Raw genomic sequence first — 16,030 nt, forward strand, 5'->3', positions numbered from 1 at the left:
CCAGCAGAATATAACCGACAATAGCGCCGGCCTTGCCTTCAGGAGGTGGCCGGCGCTATTGTCGGTTTTTTGCGGGAAAGTGCAGGAAAAAGTAGCCCCGCCAAGCCCTTTTGCGTAGAGGATTTTTCGGGGCCTGCCTGGGCCCCGATTCCTTTCACCTCCTCCTTCATTCCCTTCTTTATGGAAGCGCAAATCGAACAACAACTCGAAAAAATTCTGCCCGAAGACCTCGCCCGGACGTTTGAGAGTGCCTACCACGTGTTTCAGGGCAACCACGAGCACATGGACGACCTGCTGAAAAACGGCGGCGTGCTGCTGCGCAAAGCCGCGCAGCGCTTCACGCCCACCCAAATGGTGGTTGGCATTGCGGCGCTGGCCGCGGTGGCCGTGGTGCTCATCAACCGCGCCACCAGCGACGACGACCACGAAGGCGAAGCCCGCGACGTGAGCAACCGCGACAGCAAGCGTCAGCTGGGCGGCAAAGACCAAGACAAGAAATAGGTTCGGAAACGAACCCCGAAAAGCGGCGCCCGAGAAGGCGCCGCTTTTTTTGTGCCCGGAGGCTGGCCCGCTCAGCGAATGTCGACCACCACGGGCACCACCAGCCGCACCGCCACGGCCTGCCCGCGGTGCCGGCCGGGGGTGAAGCGCGGCAGGCGCAGTGCGGCGGCCACCACGGCGTCGTCTACAGGGCCGGAGATGCTTTTGAGCATCACGGGCCGGGTCACGCGGCCGTCGGGCTCCACCACGAAGCTCACCTGGCCCTCGCCGCTGGCCGCCCGCTCCGGGTAGCGGATGAGCTCCTGCAAAGCCGATTGCAGGGCGCCGGGGCCGCTGTGCTCGGGCAGCTCCGGCATTTGCTCTACCTGGCTATACACCTGGCTTTCGGGCACGGGCGGCGCCACGCCCGCTGCCGGGGCCGGGGGCCGAAACCAGATGTTCAGCGTCTGGTACACGGCCACGGGCTGGTCGTCGTAGCCTAGGGCGGGCTGCCAGCGCGGCTGGCTGCGCACCAGGCGCAGCGCTTCTTCGTCACAGGTGGTGCAGAGCGGGCTCATCACTTCGGCAGCGCCCACGCGGCCATCGGCCTTCAGCACGAAGCGCACCGTGACGCGGCCCTGCAAGTCGCGCTGGCGCACTTCGTCGGGCGTGCTCAGGTTCTTTTGCACGTATTGCTCCAGCGCGGCCTCCCCGCCCGGAAAGCGGGCCGCCTGCGCCACTTCGTTGGCGGCGAATACGTGGCGCGGCGAGAGGAACATAACCGGCACGGTGAGCATCGTGGCCACGGGCTGGCCGATGTAGCGGCCGGGCAGCAAGCGCGGCATGCGCCGCACGGCCGCCAGCGCCGCAGCGTCGCAGGCAGGGCTCAGCGACTGCACCACGGCGGCTTGCCGGGCCACGCCGCTCACCCCAATCACCACGCGCACAAACACGCGGCCCTCCACGCGGCCTTCGCGCACTTCGGCGGGCAGCTGCAGTTGTTTCTGCACGGCTTTTACCAAGGCTAGGTTGCCGCCGCCCGTGGGTAGGGACGGCATTTGTTCTACGTAGCTGAACACTTGGGCCGTATCGGGCTCATAGCGGCCGTAGTACTGCGCCGCCGCAGGGCGCGGGCGCCCGGTAAGCAGCAGGCAAAGCATCCCAGCCGCCCAGGAGATACGTCCGGAATGGAACCGAAATGGAAGCAAAACAGCGCGGTTATCCATGCCGCAAATGTATAACCAGGGCAAAACCCGTTCGAATGGTTTTGGCTCTGTACGTTCTACTTTCTGGCGGGGGGCGGCATGGTTATTTGAAAGGTGACGGGCACCGTGAAGCTTACCGACACGGGGCGGCCCTGTTGGGTGCCGGGCGTGAATTGAGGCAGCTGCTTCACCGCCTCCAGCACGGCTTCGTCGCAGCCCCAGCCGATGCCTTTCACAATTTTGCTGTCGCGCACCATGCCGTCTTCGCCTATTGTGAAAGACACGAACACGCGGCCTTGCGCCGCATGCTTCAGTGCCTCCGCGGGGTACTTTACGTTGGCTTGAATGGCGTTGACAATGGCCCGATTGCCGCCGCCGCCGGGCAGTTGGGGCATTTGCTCCACGTATGTATACACTTTGCCGTCAATAACGACTTCTTGGCCGTTGCCTGGTTTAGCCGGCTCGGGCACGGGCGCCGCCGTTTGGGCAGCGGCAAAGCCGATTCCAACAAAGAAAAAAGCCGTCGCGAGGCTGAGAATGCGGGGTAGAAACACGGGTGAGCAGGGCATTATGAGACGAGGAAAGAGGGCGAATTCAAAGGTAGCCACGGCCCCGCCGCTACCGGGCGCTGGCGGAGCTGCTTAGGGTCCAGGCGGCTTTCACGCGGGGGTTGGTTTCCTGGGCCGAGCGCAGAAACACCAGCTCATCGAGTTGGCCCACGCGCCAGGTTTCCAGCATGCTATTGTAGTAGGGCGAGCCCGGGTTGCCGCTCTGGCCGCCGGGGTACACGCCGTAAGCTTTCACCTGCGGGCCCAGCGCCACCACCATGCGCCAGGAGGGCCCGTTGCGCTCCGAGGTGGCGTTCACAATGCCCGCGCCGCCGCCGCAGTCCACGTCCATCTGCCCGAAGCCGGGGAGCTGGAGCAGGTGCAGGATGTCGGTACTTTTCTGGCTGGCCCAGCGCCATTTGGCCGACAGCGGCCCAAACTTGCGGGTGAGCGAGTCGGTGGCGAAGTGCAGGCTTTGCAGCGCCAGCTGCGGCAGCGTCTCTTTGGCCGCGGTGTTGCGGTTGTCTACCCAGGGCGAATTGAGCTCGCGCAGAATCAGGTTGTTGGTGCGGTCGCGGGCTGGGTAGCGGTAGGCCGGCCCGTTGGGCGTGGAAGGGAAGTCGTCTTCCCACAGCCGTTTCACCAGGTCGTTGTACCACAGGTTGAACACGCTGGGCCCGATGGCATCGGCGGCGAATTGGTAGCGCCAGCGGCGCATTTCGGCCAGCACCCGGCCTTCGGGCGAGTCGGCGGCGGGAGGCGTGGCGCCGCTATTGTGCTCGCTCACCAAGGCCAGCAGGCGCGGCAGCATGAGTTGGGCGTTGAGGTCGAGGACGTCGTTTTGCAGCGCGCGCAGGCTGTCGGGCGTGATGCCGCTCATGGCCGCCAGGCGTTCGTTGATGCGGTGGCCGCGCTCGTAGCTGCCAAAGGTCCAGTTCAGGTAGTACGGGTAGTCGGGGCCGGCCGAAAACTGGTTGGCCGAGCTCACGAAGCCCCGCGCCGGGTTCTTCACGTGGGGATTCTGGGCCTGCGGAATCCAGCCCTGCCAGTCATTGGCCGGGTCGGTGCCGTCGAGGATGAACTTGCCCTGGTCGCGCCACTTCAGCGGAAAGCGCCCGTTGGGCCAGATGGCAATGTCTTTCTCGTTATCCGCAAAAATGAAGTTCTGGGCCGGCGAGCCCCACGAAGCCAGCGCGGCGGTGTAGTCGGCGTAGGAGCGGGCGCGGTTGAGCCGGTACAGGGTCAATATCTCGTCGGCTCCGTCGTGGGCGGTCCAGCGCATGGCGTGGGCAATGGGCGTCTGGTTCAGGAAGGGCTTTTCGGGCTTGTCGTACACCACCGGGCCGTGGTGGGTATACAGCACCGTGTCGAGCCGGTCGGGCTGCCCGCGCACCTTAATGTGTTCCACCACGCGGCGCACGGGCTTCCAGCGGCCGTCGTGCCAGTACTCGCGCATGGCTTTGTCTTTGAACTTCAGTTGGTAAAAGTCCAGCACGTCGGCCGCCACATTGGTCACGCCCCAGGCCGCCTGCTCGTTAAAGCCGATGATGACCGTGGGCGCCCCCGGAATGGTGACGCCGTACACGTTCACGCCCGGCGCGCTCAGCTGCACCTGGTACCAGATGCTGGGCAGGTTGAGCTGCAGGTGGGGGTCGTTGGCCAGCAGCGGGTAGCCCGAGGCCGCCTTTTCGCCGCTCACCGCAAAGTTGTTGGAGCCCAGCTCCGGGTCGGGCTCGTCGCGCAGCTGGTGGGCCGCGTAAGCCGCCTCAAACGACTGCGGCACCGGCGGCGCAGGCAGCGGCTTAAAATCCAGCGGCGTGCCCACCGGCACGATGGGGTCTTCGCGCGTGGGGTAGTCCGGAAACAGGTCCTTGGTCACGGCCGGGCCGTACTTGCGCAGGATGTTGCTCATGCGCAGGTCGTCGGTGCGGCCGCTCAGGTCCCAGGCCATGTACTTGAGCAGCAAGGCGCATTTCAGCGGCTCCCAGGGCTCGGGCTGGTAGTCCAGCAGCTTGTACTCAAAGGGCAGCGTGCTCGGCGTGAGCTGGCCGATGTAGGCGTTGACGCCCGCCGAATAGGAGTCCAGCACCACCTTCGTCGTGGGGCTGGCCCGCATGGCCTTCAGCGAATTGGCCGCGCCGAAGGGCAGGCCCATGCGCCGGAAAAACCGGTCGGTTTCGAGCCGGGCCGGGCCCACGATTTCGGCCAGCCGGCCGGCGGCCACGTGCGTCACGAAATCCATCTGCCAGAGCCGGTCGCGGGCCGTGAGGTAGCCCTGGGCGAAGTAGAGGTCGTGGTCGTTTTGGGCAAAAATGTGCGGCACGCGGTGGTCGTCGTAGCGCACCGTCACGGGGGCCTGCAGGCCGGGTAGTGCCAGCGTTTGCTGCGCCGGAAAGTCGTCGGCGGCCTCGCCGTTTTGCCAGAAGCCGCGGTACGGGCTTAGCAGCTTGCCAAACGGCGGCAAATCGCCGTGCTTGGTGTTCAGCACCCACACCAGGGTCAGGCTGGCGGCCAGCGCCAACAGGGCTTTAATCATGTTAGTTGTCAGTTGCTTGTTGTCAGTTGTCCGGTCATTGAGCAAAAGCAAAGGCCAATTAACGACAATGTCGCCAATTGGCCTTTACGAAAACTGTCGCCATCAACCGAACCCAGCTTCTCAAACAAGCAGGCCTAACAACTGACAACTAAAAACCAGCAACTAAAATCACCGCAGCGCCACCTCGCGCACCAGCCCGCCAATGCCCCACACCAGCAGTTGCTGGCGCACGGCTTCGGCCTCGGGCTTTTCGCCGAAGTTGCCCACCAGCACCCGGCTGCGCTGGCGGCCGTCGAGCAGCTCTTGCGAAATGCTCACGCTCACCTCGGGCAGCAGGGATTTAATCTTGGCCTGCACCGCTTGGGCGTTGGCCGCGTCCACAAACGAGCCGGCCTGAATGAGGAAGCCCACCGGGCAATTCACGGCTTCGGTCGGAGTGGTGGCCTTGCCCTTGGGCGCTGCCGAAGCGGCCACCAGGGCCGGCTTCACGCTCGAAGCGGCCGAGTCGACTGCGGCGGGCACCAAGTAAGTGGTAAAGGCCGCGTCGGGGTTGGGGTCGGCGGCGTAGAGGGCGGCCAGGTTTTCGGGCGTGGTGGCAGGGCCCAGGGGGGTGGTTTCGGCCACTATTTCGGCCACCACGGTGGCGGCGCCGCATTCGGTGATGCCCAGCGGGCGGGCGGCAATCTCGGAAAGGTCCAGAATGCGCTGGTGGCGGAAGGGGCCGCGGTCCGACACGCGCACCACCACCGACTTGCCGTTCTTCACGTTGGTCACCCGCAGGCGGGTGCCGAAGGGCAGCGTTTTGTGGGCGCAGGTGTATTTGAAGCGGTTATAACGCTCCCCGCTGGTGGTGCGTCGTCCCTGAAAGCTACTCGCGTACCAGGAGGCCCGGCCGCGCAATACCGTGGTGCCGGCGGCGCTGGGGGCAGAAAAAGCTGCTTTGTGGGTGCCACGGGCAGTGGTGGCGTGCGCCGGAGCGCCCAGGAAAGTCAGCAGAAAGAAGAAGCAACTGGAAAGGACGAGTACTACCGAGGGACGAAATAAAATCATGCGTTTTGCAGATGGTGAGCAAAACAAACATAGGCCTACCCCGCCAAGTGAATGCTAAATTCCAAATCCGACTTCTAACCGCATTGGGATAAAAATTGTCCTTTTGCTAGAAAACTTGCATTTAATTAATCTTCATGTTGGTAAGAAAAGTAGCCGTGAGGATGCCTCAAACTATATTTTGCCGAAAACGGGCCAACCCATTGCGCAGGTGCAAAAATTAGATTATGCGGCGTGTATAAAATTCGGGCATCGGTGGGGTTGCCTTCTTCGAAACCCGGTTGCATAAGTCCAGCTTTTTTCGTAAGAGCAGTGCCCGCTCGCCGGCTCGCCAACCCTACCTTTGCCCCATGGATTTCGGCCGTTTGCCCGACTTACGCTACGTTGATTTTCGGCTGCCGCCCGACCACCCCGAAACCGCCCGCGTGCTGGCCCGGGCCCGTCCTGCGCAGCCCGCGCCCGCTCGTTTGCACGTGGGCTGCCCCATCTGGACCAACAAGGAGTGGCTGGGCAGCTACTTTCCGGCCGGCATCAAGGAGCCCGATTACCTGCACTACTACGCCCAGCAGTTCAACAGCATCGAGCTGAATACCACGCACTACCGCATTCCCGACGCCGGCACGGTGCGGCGCTGGCGCGAGGCCGTGGGCCCCGGTTTCAAGTTTTGCCCCAAGCTGCCGCGCAGCATCAGCCACGAGCGGGAACTGTTTCAGGCCGATGACTTGGTGGTGCCCATGGAGCGGGCGTTTGCGGCGCTGGAGGAGAACCTGGGCTGGGCGTTTCTGCAGCTGCCGCCGCACTTCGGCCCCGAGCACCTGCCGCGGCTGGAGCGGTTTCTGCTCGACTTTCCGGAGTCGGTGCCGCTGGCCGTGGAGCTGCGCCACCCGCGCTGGTACTCGGACCCCGTGCTGGCCGACGCGGTGTTTGCCACCTTCGAGGCCCTCAACAAAACGCTGGTGATAACCGACGTGGCCGGCCGGCGCGACGTGCTGCCCATGCGCCTCACCACGCCGGTGGCCTTCATCCGCTTCAACGGCCACGGCCTGCACAGCACCGACTACCAGCGCGCCGACGCCTGGGCCGAACGCCTGGCCGCCTGGGTGGCCCAGGGCGTGCACGACATCTACTTCTTCATTCACCAGAAAGACGTGCGCCACGCCCCGGTGTTTGCCCAGTATTTCCTGGAGAAAATGCGCCTGCTCACGGGCATAGTGGTGCCGCCGCCGTTCATCATCCCGCAGCCAGTGCAGGGAAATCTGTTTGGGTTTTGAGGAACAGTAACATCCGTAAATCACCTGTCATCCTGAGCGCAGCGAAGGACCTTATTACGCCAGAACTTTCTAACGTGATAAGGTCCTTCGCTGCGCTCAGGATGACGAACGAGTAGGGTTACAAAACCGGCTGCTTGAGCAGCGGCCCCAGCACCTGCCACACGTTTTCGGCCAGGATTTTCTGGCCGGCGGGGTTGGGGTGCACGCCGTCGGGCAGGTTGAGCTCGCGGCGGCCCAGCACGCCCTGCAGCAGGAAGGGCACAAAAGGCAGGCTGTTTTTCTCCGCTAACGTGCGAAACAGTGCCTTGAACTCGGTGGCGTAGTGAGCCAGGCGGTGGCCACCCAGCGGGCCGAGGTCGAACGGAAATTCGAGGCCGGCGAGGACAAGCTGGGCCTGCGGGTACTGCCGCCGCACGGCGTCGATGATGAACTGCAGGTTCTGGGTGGTTTCGCGCACCGGAATGCCGCGGATGCCGTCGTTGGCGCCGAGGGCCAGCACGAAGACGTCGACGGGGTGGCGGGCCAGCACCGAGGCCAGCCGCTGGCGGCCGCCGGCGCTGGTTTCGCCGCTCACGCCGTAGTTATAGGCTTTGTACGGAAGGTGTTGCTCGTCGAGGCGCTGCTGCAGCAGGGCGGGGAAACTTTCGCTGGCGCGCAGGCCGTGGCCCGCGGTAAGGCTGTCGCCGAAGAAAATGATGTTTTTCATACAGTGCCATTTCAACAGCCCAAGCGGCGTTTTCGTGCCCGCTGGCCGCTGCGTCACCGCGGTCTATTCCACCACTTCGAGCACGGTGCGAAACGACACGTACCGGCCCGCAAAATGCTTTTCCATGTCGGCGCGCAAGGCGGGGGCGCACAGCTCCTGGTACTGCTCCAGCTGCTCCACGCTGAGGCAGTAGTACTGGGCAGCGTAGGTGATGCCGTCGTTTTCCTCGTTTAGCAGGCGGCAGAGCTGGCTCTTGATGAAAAAGCCGGTTTCCATCACCTCGGGCATGTGGGTGGAGCGCATGTAGTCCAGCCACTCCTCGGCCACGGAGGGCTCAATGCTGCTGGTGACGTTGTAGAGAATCATGGAACAGGTTTTAGTTGTCAGTTGCTCGTTGTCAGTTGTCAGGGTTCTGTTGTGGGGTTTGCCAGAACATTCTGACAACTGACAACGAGCAACTGACAACTAAACTACACGGCTCAGACGCGCATGGTGTCGAACTGAAAATCAGTAATACGGGCCTGAATGTCTTTGGGCGAAAGCTTCTCGGCCGCGGCGGCCTGGGCCAGGGCGGGCAGTTCGGCGTCGCCGGCCAGGCGCAGGCTCAGGATTTGCTTGAGGCTGAGCTGCTTTTCGAGGGCGGCGAAGCGCTGGCCGCTTACTTCAAAATACCGCTGGCGCACTTCGAGCCGGCAAATGCGGTCCTGCAGCTGCAAGGCATAGTGCTGGCGCAACATCACGAGCACGCCCAGGCCGATGACGGCCAGCGCGGCCACCGTGAACCACAGCCGGGCCACTTGGTCGTCGTCGCCGGCCACTTTGGTGTAGCGCAGCACCGCGTAGCCGGCCATGAGCAGGGCCAGCGGTAGCAGCACGAAATGGTGCCACGGGTAGTACATGGGGGTGTTTTTGGTGGGCGTGGCCATAAGCAGAAGCAAAGTAGATGAAACGAAAGGTAGGGGGCGAAAACCGGAATAGGCCAAAAGAAAAACTCCGGCCGGGGCCGGAGTTTTCCACGAATACGACGTAGTGACTGCGCGTTTACTTCATTTCCTTGGCGCGCTGCTTTTCGGCTTTGGCCATGGCACGGGCGGCGCGCTCCTGCTTCTTGGCTTCGGAAGCAGCGAGGCGCTGCTCTTTGAGCTGGGCTTTTTGGGCTTTCTCTTGGCTGCGCTGTTCGCGGAGCTGCTGTTTGAGGTCCGACTGCTGGCTGGCGTTGGCTTTGAGCTGGCTGCGGCTGTCGCGCACGGCTTGGTCGCTGCTGTTGCTTTGCTGCTTCTGGGCGTCGTAGGTGGCTTTGGCGTCGGTGGCGCGCTGGGCCTGCTGCTCGGGGGTGAGGGGCAGGGCGGCCGGGTCGGGCGTGGGAGCGGGCGCGGTTTGGGCGTTGGCGAGGGAGGTGGCGGTGAGGGCCGCCAAAAGGACTGCGCCGAAAAGTAGGTTTTTCATGGGAGGGGATTACGGCCAGCCAACGGCTGACTGCACCTTCAAACGCAGGCCCTGAGTGGAGGTTAGTTATTTATTGATTTTCAAGACTTTTATTCTTCTACGTAGTCCAGGTCTTTGCCGTAGCTCTCGGGCAGGGTGCTCACGGCCCAGAAGGCCACCAGCAGCGTGAGGCCGCCCAGCACCGCGGCGCCAGGGATGAAGCCAAGCGCCCCGCTCAAGGCCTTGAAGGCGGGCACCAGGCCCACCACCGCGCCGCGGGCAAAGTTGGGGGCGGTGGTGGCCACGGTGGCCCGCAGGTTGGTGCCAAACTGCTCGGCGGCCACCGTCACAAACAGCGCCCAGAAACCCACCGACACGCCCAGCACGAAGCACACGCCGTAGAACACGGTGGGCGTGGCGCCCTTCACGCCGTACAAATACACGCCCACCAACGCGGCGCAAAAGCCCAGAAACACCTTCAGCGCCTTGTTGCGGGAATGCCACAGCTGGCTGAGCGCCCCGCTGGCGAAGTCGCCAAACACCAGCCCGAAGTAGCACCAGAACACCGCCAGGCCGGCCTCCACGTTGCCGCTGATGCCCAGGGCCTTGCCAAATTCCGGCGCCAGTGTCACCAGGATGCCCACCACAAACCACAGCGGCACCCCAATCAGCAGCACGCGCAGGTACTTGCCCAGGCGCACGGGGTTGGTGAACAAACTCAGGAAGTTGCCGCGCACCACCGCGGTCTGGGCCTGCACCTGCTGAAACATGCCCGACTCGAACACGCTCACGCGCAGCACCAGCAAGGCCAGGCCCAGCCCGCCGCCCACAAAGTAGGCCGGGCGCCAGCCAAACTTGGCCACCCAGTAGCCCAGCATGGCGCCGCTCACGCCCACGGTGGCCACTATCATGGTGCCGTAGCCGCGCTGCTCCTTCGAGAGGCTTTCGCTCACCAGCGTGATGCCCGCGCCCAGCTCGCCAGCCAGGCCGATGCCGGCAATGAGCCGCAGCCACGCGTACTGGTCGATGGTGGTGACGAAGCCGTTGGCGATGTTGGCCAGCGAATACAGCAGAATCGAGCCAAAGAGCACCGACAGCCGCCCCCGTTTGTCGCCCAGAATGCCCCACAAAATGCCGCCGAGCAGCATGCCGCCCATCTGCATGTTGATGAGAAACAGGCCCTGGTTGGTCATTTCGGGCGTGCCGGGCACCACGCCCAGCTCGGTGAGGCTCTGGACGCGGACGATGCTGAACAGAATAAGGTCGTAGATATCAACGAAATAGCCAAGGGCGGCCACGATGACGGCGGCGCTGAAAAGTGAGGCTTTTGCAGCGGATTGAGGGACTTGCATGGCGAAATGTAGCACCGGCCACAGAAACGACCGGTGCCGTCGGCACGCCCGCAATGCGGTTAGGCGTGGCCGTGGGCCGCGGCTTCGGGCAGCTGGCAGCCACTGTGGCAGCCGCCGGGCGTGGGGCCGTCTTCCACCTGCACCGTGCTGTGGTGAATGTGGAATTCGGCTTCCAGGCCTTTGGAAAGGGTGGCCAGCCACTGGGCATCGGCGCCGCCGGGGCGCACGAGGTGGGCCATCAGGGCCGCGTCGTGGCCCGAGCTGCTGAGGCTCCAGATGTGCAGGTCGTGCACGGACTGCACTTCGGGCTGCTGCAACAGGTAGTTGCGCACGGCTTCGGGGTCGATGCCGTCGGGCACGGCCTGCAGGCCCAGGCGCAGGCTGTCGCGTAGCAGGCCCCACGAGCTGTAGGCGATGATGGCCAAGATGATAAAGCCAATGACGGGGTCGAGCCAGGCCCAGCCGGTGAGCACCACCAGGCCGCCGCCCGCCACCACGCCCACGCTCACCAGCGCATCGGTGAGCATGTGCAGGTAGGCGCCGCGCACGTTCACGTCGCCCTTCTGCCCGCTGCGGAATAGCAGGGCTGTGACGCCGTTTACCAGAATGCCGGCGCCGGCCAGCAGCATCACCCAGCGGCCGTTCACGGGCTCGGGGTGGCGCAGGTGGTCGATGGTTTCCCAGAGGATGAAACCCAGCGCGGCGTAGAGCAAGGCCGTGTTCAGCAGGGCCGCCTGAATGGTGGCCCCGCGGTAGCCGAAGGTGTAGCGCCGGGTGGCCGGGCGGCCCGCCAGCCAGGCGGCGCCCCAGGCCAGGGCCAGGCTCAGCACGTCGCTCAGGTTGTGGCCGGCGTCGGAAAGCAAGGCGGCGGAATTGGCCCAGAGGCCGCCCGCGGTTTCGGCCGCCACAAAAGCCAGGTTGAGGGCAATGCCGATGGCGAAGGCGGCGTTGAAACCACCACCGGGCGGCGGGGCAGCGTGCTGGTGGCCAGCGTGGGAGTGGTCGTGGGGCATAACGAAAGCGCGGGAGACTGCACCAAGAACGTAAGCGGCGCGCATTGGGTGCAGGCGGCGGCCCGATGCACCGGGCTACGCCCGCGTCAGCACCTCGTCAATCAGGCCGTATTCTTTGGCCTCGTCGGCGCGCATCCAGTAGTCGCGGTCCGAGTCGTCGTGGATTTGCTGGTAGGTTTTGCCGGTGCGCTCGGCGTAGATGCCGTACAGCTCCTGGCGCAGCTTCACCACCTCGCGGGCCGTGATTTCGATGTCGGCCGACGGGCCCTGCACCCCGCCGCTGGGCTGGTGAATCATGACGCGGGCGTGGGGCAGGGCCGAGCGTTTGCCCAGGGCGCCGCCGCACAGCAGGAAGGCACCCATGCTGGCGGCCAAGCCGGTGCAGATGGTGGCCACGTCGGGCCGCACGTACTGCATGGTGTCGTATATGCCCAGGCCCGCATACACCGAGCCGCCCGGCGAATTGATGTAGAGCAGGATGTCTTTCTTGGCATCGGCCGACTCCAGAAAGAGCAACTGGGCGTTGATAATGTTGGCAATGTTGTCGTCGACGGCCTGTCCCAGAAAGATGATGCGGTCCATGATGAGGCGCGAAAACACGTCGATTTCGGCGAAGCGGGTAGGCCGCTCCTCAATCACCGAGCGGGTCATGTTCTGCACGTATGGCCGGGCCAGCCCCTCGGCGTGGCTAAGGTACTGGTCTACGGCAAGGCCGTTGAGGCCCTGGCCGTGCACGGCAAACTTGCGGAATTCTGGCTTATTCAGCATGAGGAGATGATGGAGTGAAAAAGACAAAGCGAGGTCTGCCCGCCGGAAAAGACAGGGATAAAAGCCCGTGATTCAAGGGAGAAATAAGGGGATGTAGAGACGCGTACTCGCGTCTCGGCGCGTGAACGACGCCCCGGCACCATCCCAACGGTGCGGGCGCCGAGACGCGAATACGCGTCTCTACATCGACCAGAGGCGGCGCAGCCAGGCCCAGCGGCCGCGATACAGCCGGGCGTGAATGCTCCGCAGCTCCTGCCGTAGCTGCTGGCGGCCGGCCCGGCGCAGGCCCTGGTAAAGCCGCTGTTGCGTTGCCGTGTCGGCCGCCAGCTCGCCATCCAGCAGCAGGCGCAGGTTCCAGTCGCCGGCTGGGAGGGCGGCGGGGCCATTCAGCAAATGCTGCTCAATCAGCTGCAGGCGTTCGAGCTCGGGGCGCATGGCTTAGGAGTCAATGGTTTCGGCATGGAAGGCCCGGCGCACCGAGTTGCGCAGCCGCTCCAGGCACTTGAATTTCTGCACCGTGGCCGAACGCACGGAGCGGTAGTCGTGGTCGGCCGCAATCTGCGTCAGAGGCTGCTGGAAGTAATAAAACGCCAGCAAAATGCTCTTGCATTTGGCGCCTAGCCGCTCCACGTAGTCGAGCACGGCCGGGCCGGCCTCTTCCGAGGCATCCGGCGTTTCGGCGTTTAGCTGCTCGGGGTCGTCGGGCAGGGCATCCTGCGGCAGGCGGGCGCGGCGGCGCAGCTCATGCTGCCACCGATTGCGGCAAATGCTCACCAAATACGTGCTGGCCGAGGCCGTCAGAACCAGGCGGCCGCCAGTGGCCTGCTCGTAGAGAATGACCAGCGCATCCTGAAACACATCCTGCGCGTCTTCCGCCGAGCCGCCGTGGCCGCGCACGTAGCGCCGCACCGCCGGAAACGCGCGGCGGTACAGGCGGGTCAGGGCCTGCTCGCGGTTGGCAAGCAAGGCATCGCGCAGGGCGGTGGCGGGCAGGAGGTGGGGCGAAGCAGTCATGGCGGGCGGGGCTGTACTAATTAATCCATTTCTGGCCCAACTATCACCCCGGCGGGCAAAAAATTAAGGCGTCTTGCTTTCCGGCAGAAAGCAAGACGCCTTATAATTAGTGGATTATGCTGGCCCGCGGCATTGGCGCGGGCCAGCAGCTATTACTTAAAGCTCAGCGGCACCACCAGCCGCACGCCCACGTTGCGGCCCTGGTTGAACACGCCGTAGCGGCCGTTGGCGGCGTTGTAGTCGGCGTACTTCAGGCGGCTGAGGTGGCTCTGGTAGCCCACGTCGAACAGGTTGTTGGCCGTGAGGTAGAGCGAGAACAGGGTGCGGCCCTGCGCGTTGGCCACGTCGGTGCCCAGGCCGGCGTTGAACAGCGTGTAGCCGGGCGTGGCCGTTTCGGTGTCGAAGGCCGAGAAGAAGCGGTTTTGGGCAAAGGTGTGCTCCATCTGCAGGCGCGCGTAGGGGTTGGCGAGGCGCTTGCCCTGGCGGCGGAAGTTGGCCCGCAGCTCCGACTGCAGCCGGTCGGCCGGAATAAAAGGCAGGTACTGCTGGTCGGCGGGCACGTCGAGCTGGCGGGCGCGCACCATCGAAAACGAGTTTTCGAAGTGCAGCCAGTCCAGCGGGTGGGGATGGAAGTCGAGGCTGACCTCGCCGCCATACAGCCGGGCCCGGCCCTGCGAATATTTAAACGCCCCCGTGTCGTCGCGCAGCGAGTCGGCGCCGCCGGCCGTGAGCAGGCGCTGCGTGAAAATGTAATTGCTGATGCTGTTGGTGAACGCATCGACGCTGAAGCGGACGTGGTCGGTGACGTAGCTCACGCCAGCATCCGCCTGCAGGCTGGTTTCGGCGGCCAGGTTCTCGTTACCGATTTCGTAGCGCAGCGTGCCCTCGTGCTTGCCGTTCGAGGCCAGCTCGGCAATGTTGGGCGCCCGGAAGCCGCGGGCCAGGTTGGCCTTCACGGTCAGCCGTTCGCTCAGGCTGTAGGCCGCGCCCAGGCTGCCGCTGTAGTTGCGGTAGCTGCTCACGAAGCCCGCAAACTTGGTTTCGGCGTCGGCGGCCGGGCCGGCCACGGGCTGCTCCTCCGCGTTCAGGTACAGGGCATCGGCCGAAATCTGGCGCACGTCGTAGCGCAGCCCGCCGCTGAGGTCGAGCCCGCCAAACGTCTTCTTCACCACGCCGAACACGCCGCCCTCGTTGGCGCGGTAGGCCGGAATCAGGAATTCCACGCCCAGGTTGCGGTTTTGCTGGTGCAGGCCGCTGGTGCCCAGGGTCACGTTCCAGCCGTTGTGCTCGGGCAGGAAGTAGCGCAGGGCGTAGTCCACGGTGCGCAGCTGGAAGTAAAGCGAGGTTTCCGACGGGTCGAACACGTTGCCGAACTCGCGCCGCAGGTTTTGCTGGTAGCTCACCTGCAGGGTGAGGCGGGCTCCGTTCTCGCCCAGAATGAAGTTGTTGTCGGTGCCCAGGCGCAGGTGGTTGATTTGCTGCCGCGGCACGGCCAGGCCGTAGCCGCGCAGGTCGGCGTCGGTCACGGGCACGCTGGCGGTGCTGTCGGCGCCGGCTTGGTCGAGCCCGGCGGGCACGTCTTTGGTGAAGCGGCCGGTTTCGTCGCGGGTGCCCTCGGTCAGGCCAATCTGCTGGTTGAACGTGCTGAAGGTGAGGTGCGAATAGCCCCAGCTCTTGTTCACGCCCACGTAGCCGTTGGCATCCCACTCATTAAAGCCGGAGTTGTACACGCGCCCATCGTAGCGGTTTTGGTAATTGCCGGCCACCTTGCGGGTGCCGCGCACCAGCCAGTTCAGGCCGTTGAGGTTGCCGGCGTTCAGCAGGGAGTAGCCCTGCTGGTGGTTGTTGGCCTGGTAGCTGCCCGTGGCCGTGCCGATGATGCGCCCTTCGGCCACCGGGTCGGGCGCCACGAAGTTGATGACGCCGGCCATGGCGTCGGACCCGTACAGCAGCGAGCCCGGCCCCTTGATAACCTCGGCCCGGTCGATGCTGAACTCGTCAATCTCGATGCCGTGCTCGTCGCCCCACTGCTGGCCTTCCTGCCGGGCGCCGTTGTTGAGGGTCACCACGCGGTTGTAGCCCAGCCCGCGCACCACCGGCTTGCTAATGGCCGCGCCGGTCGTGACCTGGGCCACGCCCGGCGTGTGCGCAATGGCGTCGATAAGGTTAGAGCCCGACGTTTGGTTGAGGCGCGTGCGGTCGACCACCGAGGTGGGCACCGGCGAGCGCCGCAGCTGCGTGGCCTGCGACACGCCCGTGACCACCACCTGGCCAATTTCGGTGGCCGCCGCCGTCAGCCGGATTTCCAGCGGCTGGCCGCTGCCCGTGTCCACGGTCTGCGTCACGGTGTTGTAGCCCAAAGAGCGCACCTGCAGGGTGAAGCGCCCGCGGGGCAGGTTGTTGAAGGTGAAGCTGCCATCGGGCCCCGCGGCGGCGCCCTGCTTCAGGTCGTCAAACAACACGGTGGAGCCCGGCAAAGCTTCGCCGCTGGCCGCATCGACGACGCGGCCGGTGAGGGGTGGAGCGGCTACGCGGCCGCGGGGCGCAGGAGGCGCGGGCTGCTGGGCCCATAGCCCGGCAGGAGCCGCCGCCAATGCCGCCAGCAAAGGCAATCGATAAAGAAAAAAACGCATGGAAATAAGCCAAAGCCGCCAGCCCCGGCCGG

The 16,030-nt window shown here is 64.7% G+C and carries 16 protein-coding genes; 2 read left to right on the forward strand and 14 right to left on the reverse strand.

Features of this window, described 5'->3' with window-relative positions:
• Positions 1-180 precede the first annotated feature (180 nt).
• Positions 181-501: a hypothetical protein gene (locus tag IC234_RS15610; RefSeq protein ID WP_190926352.1), complete on the forward strand. Its 321-nt coding sequence runs from the start codon at positions 181-183 to the stop codon at positions 499-501.
• Between the two features lie 71 nt (positions 502-572).
• On the opposite strand, the gene IC234_RS15615 is transcribed toward IC234_RS15610, so the two are convergent.
• From IC234_RS15615 to IC234_RS15630, 4 genes are all read right to left on the reverse strand, one after another.
• Entirely contained in the window at positions 573-1,640 is a 1,068-nt protein-coding gene (locus IC234_RS15615; RefSeq protein WP_190926354.1) for a TonB family protein, read from the reverse strand.
• A gap of 122 nt (positions 1,641-1,762) precedes the next feature.
• Complete coding sequence (locus tag IC234_RS15620; RefSeq protein ID WP_190926356.1) at positions 1,763-2,254, reverse strand: energy transducer TonB; 492 nt, start codon at positions 2,252-2,254, stop codon at positions 1,763-1,765.
• 49 nt (positions 2,255-2,303) lie between these two features.
• Positions 2,304-4,769: a penicillin acylase family protein gene (locus IC234_RS15625; RefSeq protein ID WP_190926358.1), complete on the reverse strand. Its 2,466-nt coding sequence runs from the start codon at positions 4,767-4,769 to the stop codon at positions 2,304-2,306.
• Between the two features lie 168 nt (positions 4,770-4,937).
• A complete protein-coding gene (locus tag IC234_RS15630; protein WP_190926360.1) occupies positions 4,938-5,819 on the reverse strand; it encodes a septal ring lytic transglycosylase RlpA family protein in 882 nt (293 codons plus the stop codon).
• Between the two features lie 347 nt (positions 5,820-6,166).
• On the opposite strand from IC234_RS15630, the gene IC234_RS15635 reads away from it, so the two are divergent.
• On the forward strand, positions 6,167-7,087 hold the full coding sequence (locus tag IC234_RS15635; protein ID WP_190926363.1) for a DUF72 domain-containing protein: 921 nt from the start codon (positions 6,167-6,169) through the stop codon (positions 7,085-7,087).
• 118 nt (positions 7,088-7,205) lie between these two features.
• On the opposite strand, the gene IC234_RS15640 is transcribed toward IC234_RS15635, so the two are convergent.
• The 10 genes from IC234_RS15640 to IC234_RS15685 all read right to left on the reverse strand — a co-directional run bounded on the left by IC234_RS15640 (position 7,206) and on the right by IC234_RS15685 (position 15,998).
• Positions 7,206-7,793 carry an arylesterase gene (locus IC234_RS15640; RefSeq protein WP_190926365.1) on the reverse strand — a complete coding sequence of 196 codons (588 nt, stop codon included), beginning with the start codon at positions 7,791-7,793 and terminating at the stop codon, positions 7,206-7,208.
• A gap of 63 nt (positions 7,794-7,856) precedes the next feature.
• Positions 7,857-8,159, reverse strand: a complete 303-nt coding sequence (locus IC234_RS15645) for a DUF4286 family protein (protein WP_190926367.1) — start codon at positions 8,157-8,159, stop codon at positions 7,857-7,859.
• A 113-nt stretch (positions 8,160-8,272) separates the two neighbouring features.
• Complete coding sequence (locus IC234_RS15650; protein ID WP_190926370.1) at positions 8,273-8,719, reverse strand: DUF6526 family protein; 447 nt, start codon at positions 8,717-8,719, stop codon at positions 8,273-8,275.
• A 115-nt stretch (positions 8,720-8,834) separates the two neighbouring features.
• Complete coding sequence (locus IC234_RS15655) at positions 8,835-9,239, reverse strand: hypothetical protein (protein ID WP_190926372.1); 405 nt, start codon at positions 9,237-9,239, stop codon at positions 8,835-8,837.
• A gap of 89 nt (positions 9,240-9,328) precedes the next feature.
• Entirely contained in the window at positions 9,329-10,570 is a 1,242-nt protein-coding gene (locus IC234_RS15660; protein ID WP_190926374.1) for an MFS transporter, read from the reverse strand.
• A 59-nt stretch (positions 10,571-10,629) separates the two neighbouring features.
• Positions 10,630-11,583: a cation diffusion facilitator family transporter gene (locus IC234_RS15665; protein WP_190926377.1), complete on the reverse strand. Its 954-nt coding sequence runs from the start codon at positions 11,581-11,583 to the stop codon at positions 10,630-10,632.
• A 75-nt stretch (positions 11,584-11,658) separates the two neighbouring features.
• Positions 11,659-12,351: a ClpP family protease gene (locus IC234_RS15670; RefSeq protein WP_190926379.1), complete on the reverse strand. Its 693-nt coding sequence runs from the start codon at positions 12,349-12,351 to the stop codon at positions 11,659-11,661.
• A 180-nt stretch (positions 12,352-12,531) separates the two neighbouring features.
• Positions 12,532-12,786: a hypothetical protein gene (locus IC234_RS15675; protein ID WP_190926381.1), complete on the reverse strand. Its 255-nt coding sequence runs from the start codon at positions 12,784-12,786 to the stop codon at positions 12,532-12,534.
• Positions 12,787-12,789: 3 nt separating this feature from the next.
• Positions 12,790-13,365 (reverse strand): RNA polymerase sigma factor, encoded by a 576-nt coding sequence (locus tag IC234_RS15680; protein ID WP_190926383.1) that lies wholly within the window; start codon positions 13,363-13,365, stop codon positions 12,790-12,792.
• 152 nt (positions 13,366-13,517) lie between these two features.
• Complete coding sequence (locus IC234_RS15685; RefSeq protein ID WP_190926386.1) at positions 13,518-15,998, reverse strand: TonB-dependent receptor; 2,481 nt, start codon at positions 15,996-15,998, stop codon at positions 13,518-13,520.
• Positions 15,999-16,030: the final 32 nt, after the last annotated feature.

Source organism: Hymenobacter armeniacus, assembly GCF_014699055.1.
In the GTDB taxonomy this organism is placed as follows: Bacteria; Bacteroidota; Bacteroidia; order Cytophagales; family Hymenobacteraceae; genus Hymenobacter; species Hymenobacter armeniacus.

Excerpts from the sequence above, each read along its gene's own strand:
- IC234_RS15625 (WP_190926358.1), bottom strand. The coding sequence starts at position 4,769 with ATGATTAAAGCCCTGTTGGCGCTGGCCGCCAGCCTGACCCTGGTGTGG.
- IC234_RS15675 (WP_190926381.1), bottom strand. The coding sequence starts at position 12,786 with ATGCGCCCCGAGCTCGAACGCCTGCAGCTGATTGAGCAGCATTTGCTG.
- IC234_RS15685 (WP_190926386.1), bottom strand. The coding sequence starts at position 15,998 with ATGCGTTTTTTTCTTTATCGATTGCCTTTGCTGGCGGCATTGGCGGCG.
- IC234_RS15610 (WP_190926352.1), top strand. The coding sequence starts at position 181 with ATGGAAGCGCAAATCGAACAACAACTCGAAAAAATTCTGCCCGAAGAC.
- IC234_RS15630 (WP_190926360.1), bottom strand. The coding sequence starts at position 5,819 with ATGATTTTATTTCGTCCCTCGGTAGTACTCGTCCTTTCCAGTTGCTTC.
- IC234_RS15620 (WP_190926356.1), bottom strand. The coding sequence starts at position 2,254 with ATGCCCTGCTCACCCGTGTTTCTACCCCGCATTCTCAGCCTCGCGACG.
- IC234_RS15670 (WP_190926379.1), bottom strand. The coding sequence starts at position 12,351 with ATGCTGAATAAGCCAGAATTCCGCAAGTTTGCCGTGCACGGCCAGGGC.
- IC234_RS15680 (WP_190926383.1), bottom strand. The coding sequence starts at position 13,365 with ATGACTGCTTCGCCCCACCTCCTGCCCGCCACCGCCCTGCGCGATGCC.
- IC234_RS15645 (WP_190926367.1), bottom strand. The coding sequence starts at position 8,159 with ATGATTCTCTACAACGTCACCAGCAGCATTGAGCCCTCCGTGGCCGAG.
- IC234_RS15650 (WP_190926370.1), bottom strand. The coding sequence starts at position 8,719 with ATGGCCACGCCCACCAAAAACACCCCCATGTACTACCCGTGGCACCAT.
- IC234_RS15635 (WP_190926363.1), top strand. The coding sequence starts at position 6,167 with ATGGATTTCGGCCGTTTGCCCGACTTACGCTACGTTGATTTTCGGCTG.
- IC234_RS15640 (WP_190926365.1), bottom strand. The coding sequence starts at position 7,793 with ATGAAAAACATCATTTTCTTCGGCGACAGCCTTACCGCGGGCCACGGC.
- IC234_RS15655 (WP_190926372.1), bottom strand. The coding sequence starts at position 9,239 with ATGAAAAACCTACTTTTCGGCGCAGTCCTTTTGGCGGCCCTCACCGCC.
- IC234_RS15615 (WP_190926354.1), bottom strand. The coding sequence starts at position 1,640 with ATGCTTTGCCTGCTGCTTACCGGGCGCCCGCGCCCTGCGGCGGCGCAG.
- IC234_RS15660 (WP_190926374.1), bottom strand. The coding sequence starts at position 10,570 with ATGCAAGTCCCTCAATCCGCTGCAAAAGCCTCACTTTTCAGCGCCGCC.
- IC234_RS15665 (WP_190926377.1), bottom strand. The coding sequence starts at position 11,583 with ATGCCCCACGACCACTCCCACGCTGGCCACCAGCACGCTGCCCCGCCG.